At 40.4% G+C, this 12,940-nt stretch carries 14 protein-coding genes; 7 read left to right on the forward strand and 7 right to left on the reverse strand.

The genetic code is table 11. The features are described 5' to 3' along the window. Positions 1 to 58: 58 nt before the first annotated feature. A complete protein-coding gene (locus tag BFS30_RS20110) occupies positions 59 to 775 on the reverse strand; it encodes a GNAT family N-acetyltransferase (RefSeq protein WP_083252133.1) in 717 nt (238 codons plus the stop codon). After that, complete coding sequence (locus tag BFS30_RS20115; RefSeq protein WP_069380931.1) at positions 775 to 1,254, reverse strand: MarR family winged helix-turn-helix transcriptional regulator; 480 nt, start codon at positions 1,252 to 1,254, stop codon at positions 775 to 777. Before BFS30_RS20115 ends, BFS30_RS20110 begins: the two co-directional genes overlap by 1 nt. A gap of 142 nt (positions 1,255 to 1,396) precedes the next feature. On the opposite strand from BFS30_RS20115, the gene BFS30_RS20120 reads away from it, so the two are divergent. After that, entirely contained in the window at positions 1,397 to 2,140 is a 744-nt protein-coding gene (locus BFS30_RS20120; RefSeq protein WP_069380932.1) for an ankyrin repeat domain-containing protein, read from the forward strand. A gap of 6 nt (positions 2,141 to 2,146) precedes the next feature. On the opposite strand, the gene BFS30_RS20125 is transcribed toward BFS30_RS20120, so the two are convergent. Genes BFS30_RS20125 through BFS30_RS20135 form a run of 3 tightly spaced genes read right to left on the reverse strand, consistent with a single transcriptional unit; the run spans position 2,147 to position 5,981 of the window. After that, entirely contained in the window at positions 2,147 to 2,764 is a 618-nt protein-coding gene (locus BFS30_RS20125; RefSeq protein WP_208602990.1) for an HAD family hydrolase, read from the reverse strand. 25 nt (positions 2,765 to 2,789) lie between these two features. After that, positions 2,790 to 5,120, reverse strand: a complete 2,331-nt coding sequence (locus BFS30_RS20130) for a GAF domain-containing protein (RefSeq protein ID WP_237028617.1) — start codon at positions 5,118 to 5,120, stop codon at positions 2,790 to 2,792. Between the two features lie 24 nt (positions 5,121 to 5,144). Then, positions 5,145 to 5,981, reverse strand: a complete 837-nt coding sequence (locus tag BFS30_RS20135) for a DUF4198 domain-containing protein (protein ID WP_069380934.1) — start codon at positions 5,979 to 5,981, stop codon at positions 5,145 to 5,147. Positions 5,982 to 6,050: 69 nt separating this feature from the next. Here BFS30_RS20135 and BFS30_RS20140 point away from each other — a divergent pair, with 69 nt between their 5' ends. The 4 genes from BFS30_RS20140 to fabF all read left to right on the forward strand — a co-directional run bounded on the left by BFS30_RS20140 (position 6,051) and on the right by fabF (position 8,922). Beyond that, entirely contained in the window at positions 6,051 to 6,482 is a 432-nt protein-coding gene (locus BFS30_RS20140; RefSeq protein WP_069380935.1) for a hypothetical protein, read from the forward strand. 63 nt (positions 6,483 to 6,545) lie between these two features. Beyond that, entirely contained in the window at positions 6,546 to 7,160 is a 615-nt protein-coding gene (locus tag BFS30_RS20145; protein WP_069380936.1) for a TetR/AcrR family transcriptional regulator, read from the forward strand. Between the two features lies 1 nt (position 7,161). After that, complete coding sequence (locus BFS30_RS20150) at positions 7,162 to 7,611, forward strand: PaaI family thioesterase (protein WP_157262980.1); 450 nt, start codon at positions 7,162 to 7,164, stop codon at positions 7,609 to 7,611. Positions 7,612 to 7,671: 60 nt separating this feature from the next. After that, a complete protein-coding gene (gene fabF / locus BFS30_RS20155; protein WP_069380938.1) occupies positions 7,672 to 8,922 on the forward strand; it encodes a beta-ketoacyl-ACP synthase II in 1,251 nt (416 codons plus the stop codon). Positions 8,923 to 8,994: 72 nt separating this feature from the next. Here the strand turns inward: fabF and BFS30_RS20160 are convergent, their stop codons facing one another. Beyond that, positions 8,995 to 9,933, reverse strand: coding sequence for an NADP-dependent oxidoreductase (locus tag BFS30_RS20160; RefSeq protein ID WP_069380939.1), 939 nt, complete (start codon positions 9,931 to 9,933; stop codon positions 8,995 to 8,997). A 90-nt stretch (positions 9,934 to 10,023) separates the two neighbouring features. Between BFS30_RS20160 and BFS30_RS20165 the strand changes: the two genes are divergently transcribed. Further along, complete coding sequence (locus BFS30_RS20165) at positions 10,024 to 10,926, forward strand: helix-turn-helix domain-containing protein (RefSeq protein ID WP_083252134.1); 903 nt, start codon at positions 10,024 to 10,026, stop codon at positions 10,924 to 10,926. Positions 10,927 to 11,041: 115 nt separating this feature from the next. Here BFS30_RS20165 and BFS30_RS20170 read toward each other — a convergent pair whose 3' ends face one another. Next, the gene (locus BFS30_RS20170) at positions 11,042 to 11,887 is read right to left on the reverse strand and encodes a mechanosensitive ion channel family protein (protein ID WP_069380940.1); all 846 of its coding nucleotides are present in this window, start codon (positions 11,885 to 11,887) and stop codon (positions 11,042 to 11,044) included. Between the two features lie 331 nt (positions 11,888 to 12,218). On the opposite strand from BFS30_RS20170, the gene BFS30_RS20175 reads away from it, so the two are divergent. Continuing rightward, the gene (locus tag BFS30_RS20175; protein ID WP_237028618.1) at positions 12,219 to 12,905 is read left to right on the forward strand and encodes a phosphatase PAP2 family protein; all 687 of its coding nucleotides are present in this window, start codon (positions 12,219 to 12,221) and stop codon (positions 12,903 to 12,905) included. Positions 12,906 to 12,940: the final 35 nt, after the last annotated feature.

Below are 12,940 nucleotides of genomic sequence, written 5' to 3' on the forward strand. Positions count from 1 at the left end.
TTTCATTTTTTTCAAGATAAACATTCCGGTTTCAAGATAAACATTCCGGACTATAGGTTTACAAGGATTTAAGCTGATTAAAAGCGATGTCTTTTCTTTTTACAAATCCCAGTCTTTCATATAAATTGATGGCTCTGGTATTGCTGTTCAACACATGCAAAAATGGTTTAGTCCCACGTTCAAACATATCAAGACAGGTTTTTAAAACCAATTGATAGGCCAAACCTTTACCGGTAAAATCAGGATGGGTACATACCGCACTCAATTCCGTGAAGGAATCCAGGCCAAGCCTTTCGCCCGACATAGAGATGAGTTTTCCATTCACACGGATGCCGTTATAATGCCCAAGAAGAGGGGTGTCTTTCGCAAAATATCCAGGCTGTACACTGGTAATGAGCTCAAACATTTCTGCACGATCTTCTTCTTTTAAAGTAAGGATCTCTATCGACTCATCCAATGTAGAAACGCTCAACTCCGGACAAAACATCTGAACACAATCCAGCTGATTTAACAATTGCCAGGAATCAGGGATCTTTGGAAGGTCACCAATCGCATACACAATTTCATTGGGTTTCATCCAGGCTTTCAGTTGTTCTAAAGGTTGTTCTGAATCAAGGTCAAAACCTATAAAAGGCAGGATTTGGGAGGGGTATCTTTTTGCGTATTCGTTGCCAAGCGCAAAACTGGCATGTTTACTGTTTAAGGCATTCCAGATGGGGCGGTCAAGCAGACTCACCTGATCTTGCACCTGATTTTCGTTTGTATCTGTATTCATTATTTTAAAGTATCATGAAATCTTCTGTAATATGATTTTTCATCTAAGGTTTGCTCAATGGCATCGAGTGTTTGAAGCAGCTGGTGTTGTTGTTCAAAAAGTTGCTGATTCAGCTGGCCAAGTTTTTCCCAGACCTTTTCAAAAGAAGGAAGGCTTTTTTTTCCTTTTGCGGATAAACGAAGCATCCGTTTCCGTTGGTCCTCAGGAGCAGTGATGGATTCAATATATCCTTTCTTTTCCAATTCTTTTGCCAGGTGAATAATGGCAGGGTGGGTAAGGCTTAATTCTTCTGCAATGTCCATAATTCCAATCTGTTTTCTTCTGCTGATCAGATAAAAAATAGGGAAGTATTTGATGTCGAATTGTAATTCATACTCCTCATATATTTTTGATGCATCTCTGGATAAAGCATCGTGAAGCCTACGCATTCGGCTTCCAATGGCTAAAGCGCCCAGTTCATTGATGATGTTTTGTTTCATATAGGTAAGTATTTACGTAAATATTTACCAAATGTAATTCCCTTATAGATAACCTCAAAATTAAAAATGCAATTCCGGGGAAATTATCGTAAATTAAACAGGTAAATGACAATACTTAACTGTGGTTTTTAAAGGAATTGCAATGAAAGATTTACAGGAATTTGCCGGCCTCCTAGAAGTCCATGATGTAGCAGGAATCCGCGCAAGTTTTACCAATGGACTTGACCCCAATTCATCTTTCACCGATGAACCTTTGATCTATGAATTGACCAGTGAATACACCAGAAGTCCTGCATTTAAATCCATCGTGAAGGTATTTGTAGATCATGGGCTTCAGTTTGAAGACAAGACACTCTTAGCAGTACTGCTGGATGATGCAGCCGCTCTTGAACAGGAGCTTAAAAAAGATCCGGGACTAACCTTTAAAAAATACAGTCTTCGCTGTGCCTATACTCCTTTATATGAAGCCTCTTTATTGCACATTTCCGCTGAATTTAACCATTGTGCAGCCGCAGAAGTCCTGCTAAAATTCGGAATGGATATCAATGTAAAAGCGGGGATTGATGAAAATGGTTTTGGCGGACAAACACCCATTTTTCATACGGTAAATCAAAATGGTCATCAATCAGCAGAGATGATGGATTACCTGATTTCCCGGGGAGCTGACCTTAAAATAACCCTTCCCGGACTGATCTGGGGGAAAGGCTATGATTGGGAAACACTGATTCCCGCAGTCAACCCAATCAGCTATGCCATGATGGGCTTATTGCCCCAAATGCACAGAAATGAACGGATTCAATCAGAGATCGTTATCAGATTACTGAAAAAAGCCTACGATATTGACTATGAGCCCCAAAATGTTCCCTGTAAATACCTGAAACATTAATGCAGACTAAACCTTTAATCCGTATTCTGCGAAAGCCAGACGCGTATTTTCTGTTGTCGTGTGATGAATCCCGGTAATGCCCAGCTGTTGCGCTGCCTGAATAAAAACCAGCCTGTCGTCCAGGTAAATAACTTCATCTGCTTTTACCTGCGCAAGGTCAAGGGCGATCGTATAAAAGTCTTTATCGGGCTTACGGGTGTGGACGAAGCAGGAAGAAGAAAAGATATCAAAAAAGCTTTTCAACTCAAACTTGCTCACCCGATATTCGTTTAACTCTCTGCCTTCATTATTCACGGCAATCACCTGTAAGCCATATTGCTGCTTAAGCTGTTTGATGAGGGCAATGGTTTCCGGATAGGCTTGTGATTGACCAAACATGAAGTCCTTAAATTCCTGCATGCTAAAATCTCGCTCCTGACAAAATACAAGCAGATTCAGATACTCATCCAAAGTCATTTTCCCCGATTCATAAGCATCAAAAATGATTCGGTGACGGTCGTTCATATCTGCAAAATCAATCGCAAAATGTTCTGCTGCAAGTCTTCTGGAAGCACTATCCCAGCCATTGGTTAATAATACGCCGCCAATATCCAGGAGTAAAGCTTTTGTGGTCATAGGTTTCATGTCCTAAAGGTATTAAAATTATAATTTATGATGCTGAATGTATAATTTTAACCCTAAAGGCTTTCAGACCGGAAAGCCCTACCAGATCCTCTACCTCTAAATGCTCGGTTTCAGCTGTTAACAAACCTTCTGCGCTTAAGGTATGGATATGTCGGAGGTATTCCTGTTCTTCTGAGTCATTGGAGTAAACAATGGTGACTTTTCCACTTGCTGTGATCCTTTCAGTTGTATTTTTGATATTGGCTTTATCAATTCTTTTTTTCGCGATTTCGAATCTGGCATTGTAGCTGCCGTCAACGTCAAATCTTTTTTCATCCATTCTAAAACGTATGGTAATGGCCGAATGGTAGCTGAGCAGGAGTGTGGTGACATCTAAAGGATAAGGCAGGCCTGCTTTTAGACGATTGTGGGCAATTTCCATTTGCATCAGTGTTCTGAGCTGCCATAGGCGGAGTTCATGGAGCTTTTCAAAATCAAAGTTCAGGCCTGGTGATATGGAAGAACCAATATATAAGTTATGTTCTATACCATCTGTTTTAAAACGTTCATAATAATGAGGAAATATTTGCTGCGCCCTGATCTGGCTATGGTCAAGGATTTTCGCCATTTCTTCATTAATCTGAGAAATGGTGTTCTCATATCGCCTTCTGCTGGTATGGAAATCTCCTGTTTCTTCGTTAGTCGATAAGAAATAATGTTGGATCAGTGGTAGCAGGGCAGGAGTCCTCGCCTCCCGAAAAAGGGGATGGATAATGGTTTCGATATAAGTGCTGATATGTTGCTCTGTACTTGCCTGAAGCGGAAAAGACAGTTCTTTAAGAAAAGCTTCAATTGATCTTTTTTCTTTTTGACTATTCTCAAAAGAAAGGGGGGCAGTCATTTGATCCAGAATAAACGTTATTCCGTTTAGCTGGGTTCTGAAATCCTGTTGAATGCTATGGTTACGTGCCTCCGAAGAACCTTTAATATCTACCTGACCATATAACGGATAAACTTCAGGAAAAATGATCTCTCTTACTGTTGCATCGAAACCCAGTTGCCGGTCGTAAATTAACCTTTGGGCCTCCGCATGAAATTTCCAGTAAACACTGGGATGAATCGTAGTGAACTTCTCCTGAATGACCACCTGGACCTGATTTTGAAGTTCAGAGATCAGTCGCTCGATGGTATCGGTCAGAAATGGGACCACCTCTTCTAACTTGTTTACATTGATGCTGTTAAAATCTTTTGAACGGGGAGAAACTACTTCTAACACCCCTAAAAGAGTTTCATTTTTAACGATGGGCATCAATATAAAACTCTTAATACCCTGTGCTAAAAACCGGTTGGCCAGGATATTATCCGGCTCGGATTCCTGGAATTTAAGGCTGTCAGAAATGACCACACTTGCTTTCTGCTCCACTATTCTACGGTAAGAATTCGGGCAAAGTACATCCTGATCAACCCTTTGCTGACGGTCAGGTAAAATGAAACTTTTTACAGGCTCCCCAATGGTGGTAATTCCAAATTTATGTTCCGCAGGATGGTAAAGTGTAATCCCAACCTGTAAGTCGGGGATTCTGTAGATCGATTGAAAAATAGATTCAATACTTGTTTGGAAATCATTGGCTTTGAGTTTTAACAATTTCTCTTTAAATATTGAAACCGCATTTTCAATGGTGGCATCAAACAATGTCATTAGCGCAAATCCTTTAAGAATCCAACTTCCGGATGGAAATTTTTCTCTCCATAATTCCAGGTCATCATAGCTGTTGATCAATAAATCAATTTCTTCCTGGCTCAGTTTAACTACGTTTTCCGTTGGTTCCACTTCCAGATAATCCGCATTGTACATGATTCTGTAGTGCTTGGCAACACCATTCTGCATGGGAATATCGTAGAATAAAGGCTTCCCAAAATCCAGTTTGGTCCCATAATATTGATTGAGAATAAGGCAGCAGCTCAGCACATAGAACTGATGCTCGTCAAAACCTCTGATATTGATCTGGAATGAATCGCCCGCTGCTTTCAAAATAGCCTTGAAGCGATCAGTATGATTAAAAATAGTTTCTGTATAAGGGATGCTGACTGCTTTAATTTCATTCAGGGATAACCCTCTTGGAAAAAAATCAGCCAGTAAACGGGAGATCAGCTCCTGGTGTTCCTCGATTACAGATAGCTCTGTCATACCTGTCCGGAGTTCCGGATATTGAGCCACTTCTTTTAACAATTCCCTGTGGTTTTCCTGAGTAGATGTTGCTATGGTCCCGATGTATTTATCGAAACTCAGTTTTACAGTAAATGGGGAGTCCTGAAAGGAAAGCAGCGTCATGTTTTTTTTAATTAAAAGTAAAGTATTTTTTGCTGTACTGCTCATACAACTCAAAAAAACTACCCGATTTTAAAATCCAAACTCCGAATAAGTGCTGCGCTGATAGACATTGTTGACAAATTCAAAGCTAAAAGTCGACCATAAACTACTGATTTCGTTATTGGTGCTGACATTGGCAATAAAGAGGTGCTGTAAAAAATAAACTCCTTCTATATCTAACTTCACCGTCAACATTCCCTCAGCATCAGACCTCAGTAGTTCACTTATGATATTTCCGGAACGGGCCTTAACATAGAGGATCACGGGCGCATTAGGAAGGGGTTTACCACGCATGGTCAGTACAGCGGTTAGCTGATCTCCGTAAGTGGCTCCAAAAGGATTGCTTTTGAGGGTGATTTCATGATCATTTGTAATGGGATCTTTTGAAAAAGGTTTCTTTTTATCTAATGAAACAAGTGATTTCGTGTAAAAAGTGGCACTGTCTTTTACCTTGTCCTTTCCATTGAGAATAGACTCCAGCTCCTTTGCAATCGGAACTAAACCTTGTTCCTTAAGATTGCTCAGGTATTCTTCTTTTGAATATTCCGCGAAACTCTTTTGAGAAATTTCCAATAAGGCCGGTCCTGTCAGTTCGGGTTTGTATTTTAGTATGGTATGATCTGCGGAGATAAAGGAATTGAGGTTTATCTTTTTTGATTTCTGGAACAGATTGATGTCGGTAGAAAGGGTAGTGGCAGAACGGGGGGCAGATTCGGATTGCAGGTGAACATGGCTGGATAGATTTGCCTGCAACGTATCTCCCTTTTTCAGGTTATATTGATCTAAAACAATTAACCGGATCTGGGAATTTGCCTGATAACCAGACAAAAGAAATAAGAGGATTAACAGAGGGTAAGTAGATCTCATAGCGACAAATCTATTTCTTATTCTTCATTTTTCTAGTACTTTTGCCACTATAAGACGATTTATAATTCTATGAACAACCTCACTATTGGCGCTTTAATCCTGACTGCTATTGTCATCCTACCTTATCTCTTCCTCTCTTACCGAAAGTTATCGGGACATCAGATGCCATTTTTTAAGGCATTTAATCCCTTCTATAACCTGAAACGTTACGAGGCCGATGAACTGAAAAAGAGCCTGAGCCCGATTGTAAAGGAAATGGAAACCAGACAGCTGTCTGATTTTATCAATTACTGGACGGAAAAATTTGAAAAAAATACCCTGAATGCAGAAGATGTAAAGCTGTTGAATGAACAACTTGCTGTAGGAAATACCGACCAGGTAAATGGAATTCTCGCCCTGCATCCCGAAGCTTTAGACAGATATAAAGCCATAAATAAAGAGATAAGCCTTGTTGATCAGGCCGAAAATCCTCATTATGAAAAGAGCTCCTCTGTTTATTAACCTTTTCTGTAGGGATTGGATCATTTAATTTGTTTTTCAAATACCGATCGGTATATTTGTGCCGTGGAATTTGTAGCAAAATCAGAAAGTACCCGTCAGTTTATTGTTGAATCCACTTCAGGGCTCTTCAATAAGAAGGGCTATGCGGGCACTGCACTTTCCGATCTTATCGAAGCAACGAAACTTAGCAAAGGAAGTATTTACGGTAATTTTGAAAATAAAGAAGCGGTAGCAATTGCCGCCTTTGATTATAATTTATCACAGGTAAAGCAATTGATCCAGGCAAAAGTAAGTCAGTTTCCGGGATATAAAGAGAAATTATTTGCCCATGCCCAGGTGTATCACAGCTTTGAACAGACTCCTTTTCCGGAAGGAGGATGTCCGTTGATGAATGCAGGTGTGGAGGCGGATGATACCAATGAAGTTTTAAGGGAAAAAGCTGCCGACGGGATTATGAGCTGGATGAGCAATCTGGCTACGCTGATTGAAAAAGGAATGGCAACCAATGTATTTCGTCCTGATACCAATAGTAATGAAACTGCAACCACCATTATCGCCTTGATTGAAGGCGGATTAATGATGTCTAAAGTTACCCGTAGTTCCGGAATGATGGACAGCATTGTCTCCGTGATCGGAGAATTGATCGAAAGAATTTCCAACCCTAATGAATCTTATTAATATGCTTAAACCATCAGAATTTTTTACGCAGAATATCGGCAAGGAGATGACAACATCACCTTCTCCGGTGCTAAATTGGTTAAAGCCTGTTATTCTGTCCGTAGAAAAAGGAAAGTTAATTTTGCAATATACCATCAGAAAAGAAATGACCAATCCAATGGGGATTCTTCATGGCGGGATGACGGCTGCCATCATAGATGATGCAATGGGGGCAACCTTATTCGGGTATGACGAGCCTCATTATTACGTAACTGTAAACCTGGCCATTGATTATTTTTCTTCTGCGAAAGAGGGTGACCTCATCGTCGCAGAAACAACTATGATTAAGAAAGGAAGGCAGATTGCAAATGTACAATGTGAAGTATGGAATGAGGGGCGTACAAGAATCATCGCGCGGGGATATAGTAACCTGTTGCGTACGGAAAAAAGACAGGCACCAGAAGCGCCTTAGTTAAATAGATAGACCGGTATTTTGCCACTAACAATATTAAATAAAAACAAATAAAATAGGATGAAAAGAGTAGTCGTAACCGGAATGGGAGTTATTAGTCCATTAGGAAATTCAGTTGATGAATTGTGGAAAAATATCCTTGCAGGTAAAAGTGGAGTAGGACCAATCACCAAGTTTGATTCTGCCAAATTTAAAACTCATTTTGCCTGTGAAGTCAAAGACTTTAATGCAGAAGATTACCTGGAGAAAAAAGAAGTCAGGAAATATGACGTTTTTACCCAGTTTGCTATTGCAGCAAGTGACCAGGCCATCAAAGATTCGGGCCTTGATTTCTCCACTATGGAGGAAGCAGACCGTTATGAAGTAGGTGTGATCTGGGCAACAGGAAACGGAGGAATAGGTACTTTTGAGCAACAACTGAAAGAATATCACCTGGGTGATGGTACCCCTAGATTCAATCCTTATTTTATCCCTAAAATGATTGTAGACATTGCTGCAGGTGTAATTTCCATTCGCAACCAGCTGCATGGACCTAACTACTGTACGGTTTCTGCCTGTGCTTCTTCCAACACTGCAATTATCAGTGCTTTCGATACCATCAGATTGGGGAAAGCAAATGTGATGATTGCCGGTGGTTCTGAAGCTGCGATTACTGATTCTTCAGTAGGTGGATTCAATGCTGCTCAGGCCTTGTCAAAAAATAATGATGATGCAGTACACGCTTCACGTCCTTTCGATAAAGATCGCGATGGTTTTGTCATCGCTGAAGGTGCTGCAGCATTAGTTTTGGAAGAATACGAGCATGCGATAAAAAGAGGAGCAACAATTTATGGTGAAATGGTTGGAGGTGGCATGGCCGCCGATGCTTACCACTTAACCGGTACCCATCCGGAAGGATTAGGTGCAATCCAGGGAATGAAAAAGGCATTGGCCGATGCTGGAATTCAACCGGAACAAATTGATTATATCAATGCACATGCAACTTCAACTGGCCTTGGTGATTTAAGTGAACTTAAAGGAATTAAGGCGGTCTTTAAAGATTCACAGGTGGCCATCAGTGGAACAAAATCTATGACAGGCCATTTGCTGGGAGCTGCAGGTGCGCTGGAAAGTGTGATCAGTATCCTTTCTGCAAAACATGATATGATTCCGGCTACTACGAATACAGTTACCCTGGATGAAGCTATTCCTGAAGGATTAAACATCGTCTTAGGTAAATCAATCGCTAAAAAGGTGAACTACGTGATGAACAATACCTTTGGTTTTGGTGGTCATACCGCAACTTCTATCTTTAAAAAATACGAAGCTTAAAAATCATAACATGAATAAAAAAGAGGGGCTTATCATCTGATAAGCCCCTCTTTTTTGTTATGTAGTTCTAAATTAAGGTAGCGTAACTACAATCTTGCCAATCGTTCTTCCGTTTTCAATATGCTGATGTGCAGCAGCCATCTGATCAAAAGGATAGCTTTCGGAAATATGTGATTTAATGCTTCCTTTTTCCAGTAGCCCGGCTATTGTTTTCATGTCTTCGCCATTCGATTCAACAAAGGTGGCATAACCGTTGACGCCTTTCGCGCTGGCTTTTTCTGCCACTTCATCATTTAGTCCGCTGGGGATGCTCACCAGTGTTCCACCAGTTTTGATGACTTTCAGAGAGCGGTCAATATATTCGCCGCCCATGGTATCCAATACAAAATCCAGATCTTTGACCTGTGTTTCAAATGCATGGGTCGTATAGTCGATATGCTCATCTGCGCCGAGTGATAAAACGAAATCTTTATTTTTTCCTGAAGAGGTGCCAATGACATAAGCCCCAAGATGTTTTGCCATCTGAACGGCAAAATGACCTACTCCGCCTGCTGCAGCATGGATCAGCACCCGGTCGTCTTTTTTAATCCTGCCATAATTTATCAATAGTTGCCAGGCGGTAAGTGCCGCAAGAGTAGCTCCGGCAGCTTCCTCGTGGCTAATGTTATCTGGTTTCAGCGATAAATGGGCAGCCGGAGCAGCCACATATTCTGCATAAGCTTTTCCATGTCCGGGGAAGTTAACCATTCCGAAAACCTCATCACCGACATTAAATAGGTCAGACTTTGATTCCTTTACTACCCCGGAAATGTCCCAACCGAGGATGATCGGGTTTTCCTCCTTTAGTTTTGCATAACGGCCTTTTCCCTTCCTGGTTTTGATATCAACAGGATTGATGCTGATCACTTTTACCTCAACCAAAATCTCTTCAGCCTGAATAGCTGGTATTGATATTTCTGAAATGACCAGCTGATCTGTAGTTCCTGGTTCTTTTAATACGATTGCTTTCATTTTGTTCTCTTATTTATGATAAGGCAAAGTTATACCAGATTTGTCGCTGTAAAATGGTATATGTTTTCTATAATTTGGTATTTTTGTAGCATGATCAAGGAAAACTTACACGAACCCTTTTCTATCACGTTTAAAAAGATCGGGGAATGTCTTAAGGACGACCACCAGCATAGCTTTTTTGAATTGATTTATGTCATTTCCGGTACCGGATTACAATCTATCAATAAAAATAATTTTTCTTATCATCCGGGGCACCTCTTTTTAATTACTCCGGAGGACTATCATTCCTTAGAGGTGGAGACCAGTACCGAATTCTTCTTTCTCCGTTTCAACGACATCTACATCCGTAACAATAGTCTCCTGGCCGAAAACGTTAAACGATTAGAGTACATCTTACATAACGCCAATCATCAGCCGGGTTGTATCCTTAAAAATAAAACCGATAAGGTGCTGGTTGGAGCAATGGTTGCAGCAATAGAGCAGGAGTTTCTAAATAAGGATCTCTATAATAAAGAACTCATTCAGCAACTAATCAATACTTTAATCATCGTTGTTGCCCGTAATATTGCAAAATATCTGCCGGAGCAGGTCAATATGAAGAATGAAGAGAAAGCATTGGATATCCTGCAATATATTCAGAGTAATATCTATGAGCCGGATAAGTTAAAAGCGGAACATATCAGTAATAATTTCGGTATTTCGAACGCTTATCTGGGCAGGTATTTTAAAAAGCACGCTGATGAAACCATGCAACAATACATCACCAATTACAAAATTAAACTGATCGAACATCGCCTGCAGTTCAGTGATAAAAGGATCAACGAAATTGCTTACGAATTTGGCTTTACTGATGAGAGTCATTTGAATAAATATTTCCGAAAGCAAAAAGGAGACAGCCCAAAGGAGTATAGAAAAAGAACTAGGCTTGCTACTGAAAATAGTAAGACAACATCTAAACCTAAAACCTCAGGTATAGCAGGTCCAACAAAATAGTGGAAGGCAAGCGCGGTATTAATAACAATGATTTGTCAAATAAGAGTAGGTAATGCAGGTTTGTAAAATTGAAAAGGGCCGCTAAACAACGGTCCTTTTCAATTTCTTATCAAATTTACTGCGCTCCAAGAGCTGGTGCGGGCGTATCGGATATCACATGGATCTCGCGCTGCGGATAAGGGATGCCAATATTGTTCTTATCCAGTTCCTGTTTGATCAATTGATAGTTCCTGTGGTAAGTTGGCCAGAAATTAGCATTTGCCGACCAGGCCCTCGTGGTTAAGTTAACCGCATTATCTCCCAGAGCGCTGACAAGTACTACCGGTGCCGGTTCTTTTAATACCAGTGGGTCAGCAGCTAAAACTTTGAGGATAACATCTCTTGCAACATCAATATCCGAATTATAAGATACGCCAATCACGTATTCTGCCATCCTGGTCTCATTATCAGAAACGTTGTTGATCACCGCATTTGCCAGGGGGCCGTTTGGAGCATATAAGGTTGTGCCATTTTTAGCCTTTAATGTCGTGTAAAGGATGTCGATCTTTTGAACCGTTCCTTCTACGCCATTACTGGAAGAAATGAAATGGCCGATTCTGAAAGGTTTGAATAACAGAATCAATACGCCACCGGCAAAATTGGAAAGACTGCCCTGCAGTGCAAGACCAATAGCCAGACCTGCAGCACCCAGAACAGCCACAAAAGAAGTGTTGGGAATGCCAAGGGTTGAGGTTACGGTAAGCAATAAAAGAATATATAAGATGGCTTTTAAAATGCTGAGGAGAAAATTGGTAAGAGAGCTGTCAATTTTTCCTTTGTTAAGGCGATTTGTTAAAACACGAAGCAGAAACTTGATCAGCCAGACGCCAATTACTAAGATGAGAATCGCAGAAACAAAAGAAGGGAGGCTGTCAACTAATCTGGTCATTAAGCGTTCTATAACGATTTCTAATTTATTCATATGGTATTATTTTTCAATTTTAATGCTGATTACACATTTATGGTGCCATTTATTTAGTAATAATGTATAACCTATCAGATGTTTTTCATTTTTTAAAATTCATAATGAACCTAGAGAAGAAACTGTAATTCTGCAACATTTTTGTAGTTCTCAGAATTTTATTGCATTTTGAAACCTCAGAATGATTGTCAGTTTGATGTTTGATTGTTTTTCCTGAAGGATAACTTCAGATTTCCTACAAAATTAGGACATAGTTTTGATTTAGAATTTTATGATGATGTTGAGATTGAGATGCGCCCTATTAATGATCCTGTGCTTCCCTTTTTTTAGCATGGCACAGCAAGCGGATTCTTTGGCAAAGAAAAATACTTTTCGCATAGCACCTTTTATTATACCTACCGTATTTATCAGCTATGGACTAATGGCAAAAGGTGATAATTTTATCAGAGATCTGGATCGTACCACACAAAGCGAACTTCAGGAGGATCATCCTAAATTTTCAAAAAGCGCAGATGATTTTATGCGTTACGTACCTGCTCTGGCTGTTTATGGATTAAATCTGGCTGGTGTAAAAGGGAGAAATAATTTGTTGGATGCTACAGGAAATTATGCCGTTTCCATGGGAATCATGACGGCTGTGGTAGCTATCGCCAAAAAACAATCACATCGTCTTCGCCCTGATGGAAGCAGCTACGATTCTTTTCCTTCCGGGCATGCTGCAGCTTCCTTTGCTTCCGCAGAATTTCTGAAGCAGGAATACAAAGATGTTTCGCCATGGTTGGGTTATGCAGGGTATGTGGTGGCTACTACTACCGGGGTTTTCAGGCTCTATAACAATAAGCATTGGGTAAGTGATGTAGTTGCAGGTGCGGGGGTAGGGATTTTGTCTGCAAAGCTGGGATATCTGGTATATCCTCCTTTGAAAAGGCTGATTATGGGAAGAAAGCAAACCAACTTCAACCTTATGCCTGCTTATCAGGAAAAAGCGCTTGGCTTTTCTTTTTCGGGAAGATTCTAAACGAAAAAATCAAAACATCATTGGCCTCATATTGT

Origin of the sequence: Pedobacter steynii (genome assembly GCF_001721645.1) — a bacterium.
Classification (GTDB): Bacteria; Bacteroidota; Bacteroidia; order Sphingobacteriales; family Sphingobacteriaceae; genus Pedobacter; species Pedobacter steynii_A.